The sequence below is a fragment of the Nocardioides gansuensis genome, from assembly GCF_003076135.1.
Taxonomy (GTDB): Bacteria; Actinomycetota; Actinomycetes; order Propionibacteriales; family Nocardioidaceae; genus Nocardioides; species Nocardioides gansuensis.
Genome location: NZ_QDGZ01000008.1, coordinates 17,893 through 32,929 on the forward strand (window position 1 = coordinate 17,893; position 15,037 = coordinate 32,929).

Consider the following 15,037-nt stretch of genomic DNA (forward strand, 5'->3'; position numbering starts at 1 on the left):
CACACCTGTGAAGAGCGCCGTCGAGACCTTGAGCCCGACCCGGGCCAAGCTGACCGTCGAGGTGCCCTTCGAGGAGCTCAAGCCGAGCCTCGACGCGGCGTACAAGAAGATCGCCCAGCAGATCAACGTTCCCGGCTTTCGCCGGGGCAAGGTCCCGCCTGCGGTGATCGACCGGCAGGTCGGCCGCGCGGCCGTCCTGAGCGAGGCGGTGAACGAGGTGCTTCCGCAGAAGTACGTCGAGGCCCTCCAGGCCAACTCCCTCGAGCCGCTCGACCAGCCCGACATCGAGGTGACTCGCCTCGAGGACAACGAGGCGCTGGAGTTCACCGCCGAGGTCGACATCAAGCCCGACTTCGAGCTGCCGGACTACGAGGGCGTGGAGGCCCAGGTCGACGACGTCGAGGTGACCGATGCGGACCTCGAGGAGCAGGTGCAGGCCCTTCGTGAGCGCTTCGGCACCCTGGTCGACGTCGACCGCGAGGCCGCCGAGGGCGACTTCGTTACCATCGACCTCGTGGCGGCCCAGGAGGGCGAGACCGTCGAGGGCGGCGAGGTCACCGGCATGTCCTACAAGGTCGGCCGCGGCGGCATGATCGACGGCCTCGACGAGGCCTTGGTCGGCATGAAGGCCGGCGACGAGAAGACCTTCACGTCCGAGCTCGTCGGCGGCGACCTGGTGGGCCAGGACGTCGAGGTCACCGTCAAGGTGACGGGTGTCCAGGAGCAGCAGCTCCCCGAGTTCGACGACGAGTTCGCCCAGATGGCCTCGGAGTTCGACACCGCCGAGGAGTTCACCGCCGACCTGCGTGAGCGACTCAGCCGCGGCAAGCGCCTCGAGCAGGCCGCCGCCGCGCGCGACGCCGTCCTCGAGGCCGTCCTCGAGAAGGTCTCGATCCCCCTGCCCGAGACCATGGTCACCGACGAGCTCAACGCCCGCCGCCAGAACGTCGAGCAGCAGCTGATGTACGCCGGCCTCACGATGGAGAAGTACCTCGAGGACGAGGGCCAGACGCCCGAGGAGTTCGAGTCCGAGCTCGAGCGTCGCGTCCGCGACGCCATCACGGCCCAGTTCATCCTCGACGCGATCGCGAAGAAGGAGGAGCTCGGCGTCGACCAGGCCGACCTCTCCAGCCACCTCGTGCGGCGCGCCCAGCAGTCCGGCCAGGACCCGCAGGAATTCGCCAACCACATGTTCGAGCACAACCACATCCCCGACCTCGTGCAGGAGATCCTCCGCGGCAAGGCGCTCGCGACGATCGTCGAGTCGGCCGTGGTCAAGGACGCCTCGGGCAACGTGGTCGAGCTGAAGAACCTGCGTCCCGACGGCACCATCGGCGAGCCGGTGGCCGAGGACGAGAGCCCGGCCGAGCAGCCCGCGGAGGAGCCCTCCGAGGCCTGAGCCCGACGCGCGACGGCGCCCGTCCCCGGTGTGGGGCGGGCGCCGTCGTCATCTCTGGCCGGCCCAGCTCTGTGGACGCCGCCACGCCGCGCGACGAGTGAGTGCACACCCGTGCACTCAACCGGCTAGTCTGCTGCCATGTCCACCCAGGCAGTGCCCGGTCCCGGCGTCCTGGACGCGCTCTCGCTGCTCGCCGAGGTGGCCGACGACCTGGTCGTCGGCACCGCGCGCGACACCCACCTGGCGGTCGTCGACCGCGTCCACGGGCTGTTGAGGAAGCCGACCCTGGACGCGGGTGCCGTGCCCGGCTCGCTGCACCGCACGATCGTCTCGAGCGTGTACGCCGGCCTCGGCCTCGCCCTGCGTGCCACGAGCGCCGGCCTCGACCGGGCCGCCGCCCTCGAGGCGGACCCGCGCCTGGAGGCGGATCCGCGCGGACGCTTCCTGCACTCCGCCGTCAACGGCCTCATCGGCGACCGGCTCGACAGGGAGCGTCCCCGGTGGTCGATCCCGATGGCGGTGCGGGTCGCCGGACGCGACGTGCGGCCGGTGACCCCGGAACTGGCTGCGGCGTTCCCGGACACCACCGGGCTGGTGGCCGTCTTCGTGCACGGCCTGTGCGAGGACGAGACCCGCTGGCACCTGCATCGCGACCGCCTGGGTACGACCTACCCCGAGGCCCTCGCCTCCCGGGGCTGGACACCTGTGGCGCTCCGGGCCAACACCGGGCTCCCGGTGCGGGCCAACGGCGCCTTCCTCGCGGGGCTGCTCCAGGAGCTGACCGACGCGTGGCCCGTCCCCGTCGAGAGGATCGCGCTCGTCGGACACTCGATGGGCGGCCTCGTGATCAGGGCCGCGTCCACCGTCCGCACCGAGGCTGACGAGCCGTGGTCCGGGCTCGTGTCCGACGTCGTCTGTCTCGGCACCCCGCACCTCGGGGCGCCGCTGGCGGCCTTCGTGGGACGCAGCAGCTCGCGACTCGGCTGGCTCCCGGAGTCGGCCGCCTTCGGCCGGATCCTCGACCAGCGCAGTGCCGGCGTCCGCGACCTCGTTGAGGGCCTCGCCGAAGACGTGCCGCCCCTGCCGAGGGCCCGCTACCGGCTGGTCAGCGGCTCGGTGACGGTCTCGCCGCTCAACCCGGTCGGGGCCTTCCTCGGGGACGGGCTGGTGCGCGTGCCCTCGGCCCAGGGCCGCGGTCGTCGCCGCGTCGACCTCTTCCCGGGGGCTGACGTGCTGCACCTTCCGGGCGCGGGTCACTTCGACCTGCTCAACCATCCGCAGGTGCACGCGCACCTCGAGGAGTGGCTGTCATGAGTGCCGAGCGTGAGCTCCGGACAGAGACGACCGTCGCCGCCCCGCCCGACCACGCGGTCGAGGGCTGAGGAGCGTCCCCGCCACCCGAATCCGCTGTGGGCGAACAGGGGCGGTTCACGCGTGGAACTGTCCGACCTTCGGGCTAGTGTCGCCAGCGTGAACCAGAACTCCAGCCCCGCACTCTCGCCGGAGATGAACGGTGGTGCGCCCTCCTACGGCCTCGACGACCACATCTACCAGCGGCTGCTCCGCGAGCGCATCGTGTTCCTCGGCTCGGAGGTCCGCGACCAGAACGCGAACGCGATCTGCGCCCAGCTGCTGCTCCTGTCGGCGGAGGATCCCGAGGCAGACATCTTCCTGCACATCAACTCACCCGGTGGCTCCGTGGATGCCGGCATGGCGATCTACGACACCATGAACTACATCCCCAACGACGTGGCCACCGTCGGGATGGGCCTGGCCGCCTCCATGGGCCAGTTCCTGCTGTGCGCCGGCACCAAGGGCAAGCGCTACGCGCTGCCCCATGCACGGATCATGATGCACCAGCCCTCGTCGGGCATGGGTGGCTCGGCCTCCGACATCAAGATCCAGGCCCAGCAGTCGCTGCACATCAAGAAGGTGCTGCTCGAGCTGATCTCGTCGCACACCGGCCAGGCGCTCGACCAGGTGATCGCCGACGCCGACCGGGACCGCTGGTTCACGGCCGACCAGGCGCTCGAGTACGGCTTCATCGACAAGGTCGTGACCAGCGCCCGCGAGGCCGCCGACGAGGGTCGCCCGGCCCGCACCAACTCCTCCACGAAGGACTGACGCATGAACTACTACATCCCGCAGTGGGAGGAGCGGACGTCCTACGGCTTCCGCCGCATCGACCCCTACGCCAAGCTCTTCGAGGAGCGCATCATCTTCCTCGGCACGCCCATCAGCGACGACGTGGCCAACGCGGTCATGGCCCAGCTGATGTGCCTGGAGTCGATGAACCCCGACCAGGACATCCAGATCTACATCAACAGCCCGGGCGGGTCGTTCACCGCGCTGACCGCGATCTACGACACGATGCGGTTCATCAAGCCCGACGTGCAGACGGTCTGCCTCGGCCAGGCCGCCTCGGCCGCCGCGATCCTGCTCGCGGCCGGCAGCAAGGGCAAGCGGATGGCGCTGCCCAACAGCCGCATCCTGATCCACCAGCCCTACACCGAGGGCACGTTCGGCCAGACCTCGGACATCGAGATCCAGGCCAACGAGATCATCCGGATGCGCGAGCTGCTCGAGAAGATGATCAGCGACCACAGCGGCAAGGACATCGAGCAGGTCAGCCGCGACATCGAGCGCGACAAGATCCTGACCGCCGAGCAGGCGGTCGAGTACGGCCTGATCGATGCCGTGATCGAGTCCCGCAAGGGTGCCCCGGCACTCGCCTGACACAGCCACACACAGATGATGATCGCGACGAGGCCCCGTGTCCGGCTCCCCCGGGGAGCCGGCTCGGGGTACCGTCGAGGAGCTTGCAACGCCGGGTCCCCGCGCCCGGCAGGAGGACCGGAGGACCAAGCCCGTGGCACGTATCGGTGACGGCGGCGACCTGCTGAAGTGCAACTTCTGCGGGAAGAGCCAGAAACAGGTCAAGAAGCTCATAGCCGGGCCCAACGTCTACATCTGCGACGAGTGCATCGAGCTCTGCAACGAGATCATCGAGGAGGAGCTCGCCGAGGGCTCCGAGGTCAGCCTCGACGAGCTGCCCAAGCCTCGCGAGATCTTCGAGTTCCTCAATGCCTACGTGATCGGGCAGGAGCACGCCAAGAAGTCGCTCGCCGTCGCGGTCTACAACCATTACAAGCGGGTCCAGGCGGGCCTCCAGCCGGTCGGTGGCAAGCACAGCAAGGACGAGAGCGTCGAGGTCTCGAAGTCCAACATCCTGGTGATCGGTCCCACCGGGTGCGGCAAGACCTATCTCGCCCAGACGCTGGCCCGGATGCTCAACGTGCCGTTCGCGATCGCGGACGCCACCGCGCTCACCGAGGCCGGCTACGTCGGTGAGGACGTCGAGAACATCCTCCTCAAGCTGATCCAGGCGGCCGACTACGACGTGAAGAAGGCCGAGACCGGCATCATCTACATCGACGAGATCGACAAGGTGGCCCGCAAGGCGGAGAACCCCTCGATCACCCGTGACGTCTCCGGAGAGGGCGTGCAGCAGGCGCTGCTGAAGATGCTCGAGGGCACCACCGCCTCGGTGCCTCCGCAGGGCGGCCGCAAGCACCCGCACCAGGAGTTCATCCAGATCGACACCACCAACATCCTCTTCATCGTGGGTGGTGCGTTCGCCGGCCTCGAGCACATCATCGAGCAGCGGGTCGGCAAGAAGTCGCTCGGCTTCACCGCCGACGTCCGCGGACAGGCCGAGCGGGACGCCGAGGACCTGCTCGCCCAGGTGCGCCCCGAGGACCTGACCAAGTTCGGACTGATCCCCGAGTTCATCGGGCGGCTGCCGCTGATCGCGAGCGTCAACAAGCTCGACCAGGAGGCCCTCGTGCAGATCCTGACCGAGCCCCGCAACGCCTTGGTCAAGCAGTACCAGAAGCTCTTCGACCTCGACGGCGTCGAGCTCGAGTTCAGCGATGACGCCGTGCAGGCGATCGCGGACAAGGCGCTCGAGCGCGGCACGGGCGCCCGCGGGCTCCGCGCGATCATCGAGGAGGTGCTCCTCCACGTGATGTACGAGGTGCCCTCGCGTGAGGACGTCGGCAAGGTCGTGATCACCCGCGAGGTGGTCCTCGACGACGTGGCCCCCACGATGCTGCCCCGCGAGGCCGAGACCAAGAAGAAGAAGTCCGCGTGATCTGAAGCACGCTCAGATCTAGTCACTTCTGACCAAATTCGCCGCCGACTGGTTCGGACCGGCGGCCGACCCCCGACAATGGGACCGACCACAATCTCGGGAGGCCCCTCCGTGAGTCGCGAGCACAAACGCCCGCTCTTCGCGTTCGTCGCCGTCAGCATGCTCTGCATGCTGATGCTGGGACACGCGATCCGCAGTGACGCCCTGCTGGACTTGCGCCCCCCGTCGCCGACCGCGGTCGCCGCGCCCCCCGCGGCCGGTGGCGCTGCTCCCGCCCTGACGGTCTCCACCGTCGACGGTGCCCAGGTCGACCCGACGGCGCGGGAGGACATGCCCGCCGCGAAGCCGACGGTGAAGGCCCGCCCCGTCCGCCCCGCAGAGACCCCTTCTGCGGTGGCCGTCGCCGTGCCCACCCACGCGGTTGTGGTCGCGCCGACCCCCGTCCTCACCGTCCCGCTCTCCATCTCCACGCCTCAGCCCCAACCGGTCGACGACGCGAAGCCGCAGGGCACCGAGAAGGCGGCCGAGCAGGCTGCGAAGCAGGAGCAGGGCGCCAAGGCCCAGGAAGAGGCGGAGAAGTACTCCGAGGAGGCCGCCAAGGCGGTCAAGGAGGCCGAGCCGCCGACCGTCGAGGTGCGGGAGGCTGCCAAGCAGGCCGAGAAGGCCCAGGACGACGCGACCCACGAGGGCGAGAAGGCTGCCGAGGAGGTGGCCCAGGAGAGCGAGAAGGCTGCCGACGAGGCATCCCAGGCGAGCGCCCCGGGCCAGCAGGGCTGACCCGGGCGCGAGAGCTCAGTCGCTGGTGGGCGCCAGCTCCGCCTGGACGGAGATGTCCGTGGCGTCCTCGACCGTCGTGAAGACGAGCTCGCCGGTGATCCTGCCGGCGCGCTTGAGGTCGTCGGCGGCGCTCTCGACGGCGGCGATCCCGTCCGCGGGGCCCGAGACCTCGACCCGCGAGAGCTCCGCGCGCATGGACGCCTTGGCCTGCGACTTGGCGCCGCGGATGCCGATCAGCGCGGCGGCGACCGCGTCGACGACCGCGGGGTCAGCCGCAGCGGCGGCTCCCAGGTCGGCGGCCGTCGGCCACGACGCGGTGTGCACCGAGCCCTCCTGCCACCACGACCAGACCTCCTCGGTCACGTAGGGCAGGAACGGCGCCAGCAGCCGGAGCTGGACGTGCAGCGCGATCGCCAGGGTCGCCTTCGCCGAGGCCGTCGCGGCGCCACCGTCGGCGTCGTAGGCCCGCTCCTTGACCAGCTCGAGGAAATCGTCGCAGAACTCCCAGAAGAACTTCTCGGTGACCTCGAGCGCGGTGGTGTAGTCGTAGGCATCGAAGGCCTCCGTCGCCTTGCGGGTCACGACCTCGAGACGACCCAGCAGGGCGCAGTCGATCGGCTCGCTGACGGCGAAGTGGTCGAGCGAGGAGGCCCCGACGTTGCCGAGGACGAACTTCGAGGCGTTGAGGACCTTCATGGCCAGTCGCCGGCCGACCTTCATCTGCGACTCGTCGAAGGGCGAGTCCAGGCCCGGCCGGGCGATGGCGGCCCGCCAGCGGACGGCGTCCGCGCCGTACTTGGCGAGGATCTCGTCGGGGACGATCGCGTTGCCCTTGGACTTGGACATCTTCTTGCGGTCCTTGTCCACGATGAAGCCGGAGATCATCGCGGTGTGCCACGGCACGACCCCGTGCTCGAAGTGGGACCGGACCACGCGGCTGAACAGCCAGGTGCGGATGATCTCGTGCGCGTGCGTGCACAGGTCCATCGGGAAGACGCGGCCGAAGAGGTCCTCGTCCTCGAGCCAGCCGCCCGCGATCTGGGGGGTGAGCGAGGACGTGGCCCAGGTGTCCATCACGTCCGGGTCGCCGACGAAGCCCCCGGGCTTGCCGCGCTGGTCCTCGTCGTAGCCGCGTGGTGCGTGGGTCGACGGGTCGATCGGCAGCTCCGCCTCGCTCGGCAGCAGCGGGTGGGCGTAGTCGGGCTCGCCCTCGGCGTCGAGGGGGTACCAGACCGGGAAGGGGATGCCGAAGAAGCGCTGGCGGCTGATCAGCCAGTCGCCGTTGAGGCCGCCGACCCAGTTGTCGTAGCGGTGCCGCATGTGCGGGGGCAGCCAGTCGATCTCGGCGCCGCGCTCGATCATCTCCTTGCGCAGGCCGGCGTCGCGTCCGCCGTTGCGGATGTACCACTGGCGGGTGGCGACGATCTCGAGCGGCTTGTCGCCCTTCTCGTAGAAGTTCGCCATCCGCTGGGTGGGCGTCGGGTCGCCGACCAGGTCCCCGGAGGCGCGCAGCAGGGCCACCATCGCCTCGCGCGCGCTGAAGGTGGTCTTGCCGGCCAGCTCGGCGTACGCCGTGGCAGCAGGCTCGGCCGCCAGCCACTCCGGGGTCTCGCGGAGCAGCCGCCCGTCGCGGCCCACGACCATGCGGACCGGCAGTTGCAGCTCACGCCACCACATCACGTCGGTGAGGTCACCGAACGTGCAGCACATCGCGATGCCGGCACCCTTGTCGGGCTCGGCCGCGGCATGCGCGAGGACCGGGATCTCGACGCCGAAGACCGGCGAGGTGACGGTGGTGCCGAACAGCCCGGTGTAGCGCTCGTCGTCGGGGTGGGCGATCAGCGCGACGACGGCCGGGATCAGCTCCGGGCGGGTCGTCTCGATGTGGACCGGGCTGCCGTCGGGCTTGTGGAAGGCGACGCGGTGGTAGTGGCCGGGGTAGTCGCGCGCCTCGAGCTCGGCCTGGGCGACCGCCGTCTGGAAGGTGACGTCCCAGAGGGTCGGAGCCTCCTGAAGGTAGGCCTCGCCCCGGGCGAAGTTGCGCAGGAACGCGGTCTGGCTGACCTTCTGGGCCTTCCGGCCGACGGTGGTGTAGCTGATGTCCCAGTCGACGGAGAGGCCGAGCGTGCGCCAGAGCTGCTCGAAGATCTTCTCGTCCTCCTCCACCAGCCGCTCGCACAGCTCGATGAAGTTGGGCCTGCTGATCGGGATCTGCTTCTTAGGGTCCGGCTTCTCGGGCGGGGTGAAGTCCGCGTCGTACGGCAGGCTCGGGTCGCAGCGGACGCCGAAGTAGTTCTGGACGCGGCGCTCGGTCGGCAGGCCGTTGTCGTCCCAGCCCATCGGGTAGAAGACCGACTTGCCTGCCATCCGCTGGTAGCGGGCGATCAGGTCGGTGTGGGTGTAGGAGAAGACGTGGCCCACATGCAGGCTGCCGCTGACGGTGGGCGGGGGCGTGTCGATGGAGTAGACGTCCTCGCGGGGCTTCGTGCGGTCGAAGGCGTAGGTGCGCCGCTCCTTCCAGCGCGCTGCCCAGGTGTCCTCGAGCCCCTCCAGCGCCGGTTTGTCCGGTACGACGACGGCAGGAGCATTCGTCGTCGTGGGCTGTGCCCCGGATTGGGTCGGCGTGGGGGTCTCATTCATGCGCCTGAGTCTAGGAGTGTGCTCCGGAGCCGCGGAAAGCAGTTCCTCCCGTGGTCACGGCTCGCCTAGCGTGCGGTCATGGAGCTGGAGTTCTTCGACGTCCCGCGCCCCTTCCTGGCGGCGGCCGGTGACCTGCTGGCCGCCGATCCGGTGCTGGGCACGGTGGTCGCGACCGTCTCCGAGCGCCTGGCCCGGGAGCTGGACGAGGGGATCGGGCTCGAGGCGGCGCACCCGCGGTGGTGGGTCGTCGCCCGGGACGGCTCCGAGGTCGTCGGCTGCGGGATGCGGACGGCTCCCTTCCAGCCACACCCCGCGTTCCTGCTGCCCATGCCCGACGAGGCCGCGCTGCTGCTGGCGCGTGCCGTGCACGAGCGGGGCGAGGAGCTGCGCGGCGTCAACGGTGCGCTGCCGGCGTCCCGCGTGTGTGCCGATGAGCTCGCGCGGCTGACCGGCGGCCGGGTCGAGGTCGCGCAGCACACCCGGCTGCACGAGGCCACGTCGATCGAGCATCCACCGCTGCGGCCGGGCTCGCTCCGGCTCGCCAGGCCCGAGGAGGTGGAGCTGTGCCTGACCTGGTTCGAGGCGTTCGGGCGGGACGCCGACGAGCAGGCGGGACGCGAGCCCGGCTCGATGCACGAGCTCACCGACGACGTCGAGTCGATGGGCCGGCGCATCGCCGGTGGCCGCATCTGGCTCTGGGTCGACGAGGACGACCGGCCGGTCCACCTCACCGGCGCCAACGACCCGGCCTTCGGAGTGGCGCGGATCGGTCCGGTCTACACGCCGCCCGAGCACCGGGGACTGGGCTATGCCAGCGCCGCCGTCGCGCAGGTCTCGCAGCGCCTCCTCGACGCCGGGGCCCGGGTCTGCCTGTTCACCGACCAGGCCAACCCCGTCAGCAACAAGGTCTACGAGCGGATCGGCTACGAGCCGGTCGTCGACATGGCCAACCTCACCGTCGTCTGACGCGTCATCGGGGGCGTGCCGCCCCCCAGGCGCTGAGGGCGGCGTCGACCAGTCCCACACGCGGCAGCCGCGCGACCTCGTCGAGGTGGAGCCACTGCGCGTGGTCGGTGGTGCCTCCCACCTCGGTCGTGCCGAGGGTCCCGCCCGTGACCCGGGCGCTGAACAACACCCGGACGTGCTTGGCGGGCCGCGCCCGTTCGGGCTGGTGCGCTCGTGGCTCGCCTTCGTCCAGGTGTCGACCGCGAGGACCGGCCCGAGCACCACGTGCAGGCCGGTCTCCTCGAAGCACTCGCGGACCGCGGCCTCCTCGACCGTCTCGTCGAAGTCCACCGGGGGAGGGTAGGTGACCGGGCCATAGACTGGCGACGCCATGACAGACACCCCCGCTCCCCGCCCCGCCGAGACCGTTGCCGAGGCGGAGGACGCGCTCCTCTCCCGCTGGCCAGAGACCCGCCTCGAGCCGAGCCTGGATCGCATCCGGGCGTTCACCGAGCTGCTCGGCGACCCGCAGCGCTCGTTCCGGGTCATCCACCTGACCGGCACCAACGGCAAGACGTCCACGAGCCGGATGATCGACACTCTGCTGCGTGCGCTCGACCTGCGTACGGGCCGGTTCACGAGCCCGCACGTGGAGCGGATGAGCGAGCGCATCAGCGTCGACGGCGAGCCGCTCTCGGACGAGGAGTTCGTGCGCGCCTTCAACGACGTCGCGCCGTACACCCACCTCGTCGACGCCGAGCAGGACCATCCGCTGAGCTTCTTCGAGACCGTCGTGGGGATGGCCTACGCCGCGTTCGCGGACGCGCCGGTCGACGTGGCCGTCGTCGAGGTCGGCATGGGTGGCTCGTGGGACGCCACCAACGTCGCCGACGCCGACGTCGCCGTGGTGCTGCCGGTGGCGATCGACCACGCGAAGTACCTCGGTGAGTCCGTCACCGACATCGCCCGCGAGAAGGCCGGCATCATCAAGTCCGGCTCGATCGCGGTGCTCGCCCAGCAGGAGCCCGCCGTGGCGGCCCTGCTGCTCGAGCGGGTTGCCGAGGTCGGCGCCACGGCCGCACGCGAGGGCGTCGAGTTCGGCGTCGTCTCTCGGCTGCCCGCCGTCGGTGGCCAGGTCGTGTCCCTGCAGGGCCTGCGGGCGAGGTACGACGAGGTGTTCCTGCCGCTGCACGGCGCGCACCAGGCCCAGAACGCCGCGGTGGCGCTCGCCGCCGTCGAGGCCTTCGCGGGCGACCAGCCGCTCGGCGAGGACGTCGTGCGCGCCGCGTTCGCGGAGGTGACGTCACCGGGTCGGCTCGAGGTCGTGCGCCGGAGCCCCACGATCGTGCTCGACGCCGCGCACAACCCGCACGGAGCCCGCGCCACCGCGGCGGCTCTGGAGGACTCGTTCGCCTTCGAGCCGCTCATCGGCGTGGTCGGCGTGATGAACGACAAGGACTACGAGGGCGTCCTCGCCGAGCTCGAGTCGGTGCTCGCGCACGTCGTGGTCACCCAGAACTCCACGCCCCGCGCCATGCCGGCCCGCGAGCTGGCCCGCGCCGCGGTCGAGGTGTTCGGCCAGGACCGCGTCACCGTCGAGCCGAGCCTGGCCGACGCGATCGACAAGGCGGCCACCCTCGCCGAGGAAGGGGAGGCCATAGGCTCCTCCATCGGTGCGGGAGCCGTGCTGGTCACGGGCTCGGTCGTCACCGTCGGCGAGGCCCGCTCCCTGCTGAAGGTGCGCTCGTGAGCTCACCCCGCCGCGGCATGTGCGCGGCCGTGCTGTGCCTCGAGGCGATCACGCTCGGCCTCACCACGCCGGTGATGATCACTGTGGCCGGCGTGGCCAGGCCCACCGCGCTCGTCGTGGGCATCGGTCTCTGCCTGGCCTGCCTGCTGCTCTCCGGGATGCTGCGCGCCGAGTGGGCCTACAAGGCCGGCTGGGCGGTCCAGGTCGCGGCCGTCGCGCTCGGCTTCGTCGTGCCGATGATGTTCGTCCTCGGCCTCATCTTCGCCATCCTGTGGGGCTCGGCCGACCACCTCGGGCGCAGGATCGAGCGCGAGCGCGCGGCGGCCTGGGCGGCGTACGAGGCCGAGCAGGGCGACCAGGCCTCCTAGCCCCCGGCCAGGCTCCCCGCCAGCACCCGGAGCGCCTCGTCGAGCTGCTCGTCGGTCGCTCCTCCGAAGCCGACCACCAGCCCGGTGAGCCGGGCCGTCCGGCAGTAGTCGCCCAGCAGGTTGACCCGGAAGCCGGCCGCTTCGGCAGCGGCGCAGGCACGGACGGCGGTTGCGTGTGGCAGCAGCCACGTGGAGTACATGCCGGCAACCGGCCCTGCCAGCTCGGCGTACGGCGACAGTGCGGCGACCACGCGAGGCGCCCGGTCGGCGTAGGTCCGCCGGGCGCTGCGCACGACCGCGTCGACGTAGCCGTCGCGCAGCAACGCGACCATGGCCCGCTGGACCGGCCAGGGCGGCGCGTCGTGGGTCACCAGCCGGTGCCGGTCCACCGCCTCGCGGAGGTGCGGAGGGACCACCATCCAGCCCAGTCGCAGGGAGGGCAGGACCGATTTCGACGCCGTGCCGAGGTAGGCGACCGTGTCGGGGTCGAGAGTGCTGAGGGCCGGCACCGGGGCCACGTCGTAGCGGAACTCGGAGTCGTAGTCGTCCTCGACGACCAGCGCCCCGTCGCGGCGCGCCGTCGCCAGCAGGGTGAGCCGGTCGTCGGCCGGCATCACCCGGCCCAGCGGGTGCTGGTGCGCCGGCGTCACATACGCCGCGCTGCAGTCGCCCAGATCGGTCACGGGCTCCAGTGCCGGGAGGTCGCGCACCTCGCGGCCGGTCTCCCGCACGGTCAGCACCGCAGCGCGGTAGCCCGGGTCCTCGATCGCGACGGGTCCGCGGGGAAGGGCCGCGAGCAGGTGGCGCAGGCCCGCCGATGTCCCGGCGGTGACCAGCACGTCGCCGGGGTCGACGACGAGGCCGCGCGTGCGCCCGAGCCGCTCGGCGAGCAGGGTGCGCAGCTCCGGAAGCCCCTGCGGATCGTCGTACCCCCGCGGCGGCGCCGCCGCCGACACCTCGCGCCAGGCCCGCCGCCACGCTGCGGCGTGGCGGGTGTCGATCCAGGGCGTGCCGGCGTCAAGGGGGACGAGCGGCCTGGCGGCCGCAGGAGTACGGCGCGGGCGCGGGGCCGCCGCGCCGGTGATCGGCCCGCCGGCCACCCAGCTGCCGGAGCCCTGCCTGGCCTCGAGCCAGCCCTCGGCGCGCAGCTGGTCCCACGCCTGCTCGATCACCGCACGCGAGACGCCCAGCTCGGCGGCGAGCCGGCGCGTGCTCGGCAGGCGGGTGCCGGGGGCGAGGCCGCCGTCGAGCACCAGTCGGCGGACCTGGTCGGCCAGCTGGGTGCCCAGCGGGCGCGCCTCGGACCGGTCCAGGAGGACGGGGAGCGCGGGCATGAAGTGGCCTGTCAGAGTGGACGTGGATTGGCCCGTGTGCATGGGCCACTTGTCGCCGAGGATCGTGCCATGACGCTGACCGCCGACGCCAGGCCGCCGCTCGAGCCCACCGACCGCACCCGGGTCACCCGGGGTCGCAACCGCGCCGTGGCAGACCGGGCTCGCCTGATGGCCCTGCTGGACGACGCGCTGGTCGCGCATGTCGGCGTGGTCGTCGGGGAGCACCCGGTGGTGCTGCCGACCGCGTTCGCCGTCGACCCGGCCGGGCCCGACGAGGGCGGCACGCTCTACCTCCACGGCTCCGTCGCCGCCCGCTGGCTCAGGGCGACCCGGGAGGCGACGGTGTGCGTCACCGTCACCGAGCTCGACGGGCTGGTGGCGGCCCGCTCGGCCTTCCACCACTCGATGAACTACCGCTCGGCGGTCGTCATCGGCACGGCCCGCCTCGTCGAGGGCGAGGATGAGCGGCAGCGCGCGCTGGACCTCATCGTCGACCACATGGTCCCGGGCCGCGCCGCGACGCTGCGGGCGAGCACGCGCAAGGAGCTCGCGGCGACCGCCGTGGTCGCCGTGCCGCTCCTCGAGGCGTCGATGAAGCAGCGCGCCGAAGGTCCGGTCGACGAGCCGGAGGACATCGCCACCGGCACCTGGGCGGGCGTGATCCCGCTGCGGCGCGTCGCCGGGCCGCCGCTGGCCGACGCCGACGCGACCGGGGCCGTGCCCGCCGACGTGCGCGCGCGGGCCGAGGGGCTCAACGGCTGACCAGCGCGAGCATCTCGTCGACGGCGGCGGCCGGGTCGGTCACCGGCGCCTGCACGTGCCGCACCACGCCGTCCTCGCCGACCAGCAGGCTGACCCGCTTGAGCCGGTCGACGCCTGCCGTGCGGAAGACGGGCAGGCGGAGGGTGGTGGCCGCCCGGCCGTCCTGGTCGGAGGCCAGCAGGTAGGGGAGTCCGGCGTGCTCGGCGAAGCCGGCGAGCTGGTCGGGGCGCTGGGTGCTGACGCCGACCACCTGCACGCCCGCGGCGGTGAAGTCGTCGTGTGCCCTCGCGTAGGACAGGCACTCCAGGGTGCAGCCCCGGGCGCCGGGGATGTCGCCCCACCCGGGCGGATATCCGTGGGCATCCGGCGGCCAGGCGCCCGGGAAGAAGAACAGCACCGTCGGCCGGTCCGCGGGCAGGCGGACGGTGCCATCGTGGTGGTCGACCAGCTCGAGCGGGGGGAGGCGGGTGCCCGTCAGCCGCTCGAGCCGCTGCACCTCGGCGGTGGCGGGCGCCGCGCTGACCGAGCCGTCGCCCATCACGTGGCGGGTGCCGAACTCCTGCAGCGCGACCAGCACCGGAAGCAGTCCCTCGCCCTTCGCGGTCAGGACGTAGTCGTGGCGCGGTGGCCGGTCGGAGTAGGGGCGGCGCTCCAGGATGCCGTGCTCGACGAGCCGCGCCAGCTTCTCCGCGAGGGCACGGCGGCTGATGCCCAGCTCGTGGTGGAGGGCGTCGAAGCGGGTCACCCCGGCGGCGCACTCGCGCACGACCAGCAGCGTCTGCCAGTCGCCGACCACGCCCAGCGCCTGGGCGATGCCGCAGTCGGCGTCGGCGAGGTCCTCATGGCGCACGGGTGGCCTCCGGGGGAAGTCGGGTTGTCAGGGGGTCGCTCACCATGGTGGCATAGGGT

General features: G+C 71.6%; 14 protein-coding genes. 10 read left to right on the plus strand and 4 right to left on the minus strand.

The features are described 5' to 3' along the window. Positions 1–7 precede the first annotated feature (7 nt). The 6 genes from tig to DDE18_RS17770 all read left to right on the plus strand — a co-directional run bounded on the left by tig (position 8) and on the right by DDE18_RS17770 (position 6,329). Positions 8–1,399, plus strand: coding sequence for a trigger factor (tig, locus tag DDE18_RS17745; RefSeq protein WP_165821220.1), 1,392 nt, complete (start codon positions 8–10; stop codon positions 1,397–1,399). Positions 1,400–1,537: 138 nt separating this feature from the next. Beyond that, complete coding sequence (locus DDE18_RS17750) at positions 1,538–2,713, plus strand: alpha/beta hydrolase (RefSeq protein WP_116573618.1); 1,176 nt, start codon at positions 1,538–1,540, stop codon at positions 2,711–2,713. A gap of 192 nt (positions 2,714–2,905) precedes the next feature. Then, positions 2,906–3,523 carry an ATP-dependent Clp protease proteolytic subunit gene (locus tag DDE18_RS17755; protein ID WP_116573762.1) on the plus strand — a complete coding sequence of 206 codons (618 nt, stop codon included), beginning with the start codon at positions 2,906–2,908 and terminating at the stop codon, positions 3,521–3,523. 3 nt (positions 3,524–3,526) lie between these two features. After that, a complete protein-coding gene (locus DDE18_RS17760) occupies positions 3,527–4,135 on the plus strand; it encodes an ATP-dependent Clp protease proteolytic subunit (RefSeq protein ID WP_116573619.1) in 609 nt (202 codons plus the stop codon). A 133-nt stretch (positions 4,136–4,268) separates the two neighbouring features. Next, the gene (clpX, locus tag DDE18_RS17765; RefSeq protein WP_116573620.1) at positions 4,269–5,552 is read left to right on the plus strand and encodes an ATP-dependent Clp protease ATP-binding subunit ClpX; all 1,284 of its coding nucleotides are present in this window, start codon (positions 4,269–4,271) and stop codon (positions 5,550–5,552) included. 111 nt (positions 5,553–5,663) lie between these two features. After that, positions 5,664–6,329, plus strand: coding sequence for a hypothetical protein (locus DDE18_RS17770; protein WP_116573621.1), 666 nt, complete (start codon positions 5,664–5,666; stop codon positions 6,327–6,329). A gap of 15 nt (positions 6,330–6,344) precedes the next feature. Here the strand turns inward: DDE18_RS17770 and valS are convergent, their stop codons facing one another. Next, positions 6,345–8,969, minus strand: a complete 2,625-nt coding sequence (valS, locus tag DDE18_RS17775; RefSeq protein WP_116573622.1) for a valine--tRNA ligase — start codon at positions 8,967–8,969, stop codon at positions 6,345–6,347. Between the two features lie 78 nt (positions 8,970–9,047). Here valS and DDE18_RS17780 point away from each other — a divergent pair, with 78 nt between their 5' ends. Beyond that, entirely contained in the window at positions 9,048–9,935 is an 888-nt protein-coding gene (locus tag DDE18_RS17780; protein WP_116573623.1) for a GNAT family N-acetyltransferase, read from the plus strand. 4 nt (positions 9,936–9,939) lie between these two features. Here the strand turns inward: DDE18_RS17780 and DDE18_RS23065 are convergent, their stop codons facing one another. After that, entirely contained in the window at positions 9,940–10,104 is a 165-nt protein-coding gene (locus DDE18_RS23065) for a hypothetical protein (RefSeq protein ID WP_165821221.1), read from the minus strand. Positions 10,105–10,305: 201 nt separating this feature from the next. Here DDE18_RS23065 and DDE18_RS17785 point away from each other — a divergent pair, with 201 nt between their 5' ends. Beyond that, on the plus strand, positions 10,306–11,664 hold the full coding sequence (locus DDE18_RS17785; RefSeq protein ID WP_116573624.1) for a bifunctional folylpolyglutamate synthase/dihydrofolate synthase: 1,359 nt from the start codon (positions 10,306–10,308) through the stop codon (positions 11,662–11,664). Then, positions 11,661–12,032: a DUF4233 domain-containing protein gene (locus tag DDE18_RS17790; RefSeq protein ID WP_245916842.1), complete on the plus strand. Its 372-nt coding sequence runs from the start codon at positions 11,661–11,663 to the stop codon at positions 12,030–12,032. Before DDE18_RS17785 ends, DDE18_RS17790 begins: the two co-directional genes overlap by 4 nt. On the opposite strand, the gene pdxR is transcribed toward DDE18_RS17790, so the two are convergent. Next, positions 12,029–13,366, minus strand: a complete 1,338-nt coding sequence (gene pdxR, locus DDE18_RS17795; protein ID WP_116573626.1) for a MocR-like pyridoxine biosynthesis transcription factor PdxR — start codon at positions 13,364–13,366, stop codon at positions 12,029–12,031. The genes DDE18_RS17790 and pdxR overlap by 4 nt on opposite strands. A gap of 69 nt (positions 13,367–13,435) precedes the next feature. On the opposite strand from pdxR, the gene DDE18_RS17800 reads away from it, so the two are divergent. Further along, positions 13,436–14,128, plus strand: coding sequence for a pyridoxamine 5'-phosphate oxidase family protein (locus tag DDE18_RS17800; protein ID WP_116573627.1), 693 nt, complete (start codon positions 13,436–13,438; stop codon positions 14,126–14,128). Here DDE18_RS17800 and DDE18_RS17805 read toward each other — a convergent pair. Then, positions 14,118–14,978, minus strand: a complete 861-nt coding sequence (locus DDE18_RS17805; protein WP_116573628.1) for a winged helix-turn-helix transcriptional regulator — start codon at positions 14,976–14,978, stop codon at positions 14,118–14,120. The two genes, DDE18_RS17800 and DDE18_RS17805, sit on opposite strands and share 11 nt — an antisense overlap. Between the last annotated feature and the right edge of the window lie 59 nt (positions 14,979–15,037).

Coding starts and splice junctions, on each gene's coding strand:
- DDE18_RS17750 (WP_116573618.1), top strand. CDS start 1,538: ATGTCCACCCAGGCAGTGCCCGGTCCCGGCGTCCTGGACGCGCTCTCG.
- DDE18_RS17785 (WP_116573624.1), top strand. CDS start 10,306: ATGACAGACACCCCCGCTCCCCGCCCCGCCGAGACCGTTGCCGAGGCG.
- pdxR (WP_116573626.1), bottom strand. CDS start 13,366: ATGCCCGCGCTCCCCGTCCTCCTGGACCGGTCCGAGGCGCGCCCGCTG.
- DDE18_RS17760 (WP_116573619.1), top strand. CDS start 3,527: ATGAACTACTACATCCCGCAGTGGGAGGAGCGGACGTCCTACGGCTTC.
- valS (WP_116573622.1), bottom strand. CDS start 8,969: ATGAATGAGACCCCCACGCCGACCCAATCCGGGGCACAGCCCACGACG.
- DDE18_RS17755 (WP_116573762.1), top strand. CDS start 2,906: ATGAACGGTGGTGCGCCCTCCTACGGCCTCGACGACCACATCTACCAG.
- DDE18_RS17780 (WP_116573623.1), top strand. CDS start 9,048: ATGGAGCTGGAGTTCTTCGACGTCCCGCGCCCCTTCCTGGCGGCGGCC.
- DDE18_RS17800 (WP_116573627.1), top strand. CDS start 13,436: ATGACGCTGACCGCCGACGCCAGGCCGCCGCTCGAGCCCACCGACCGC.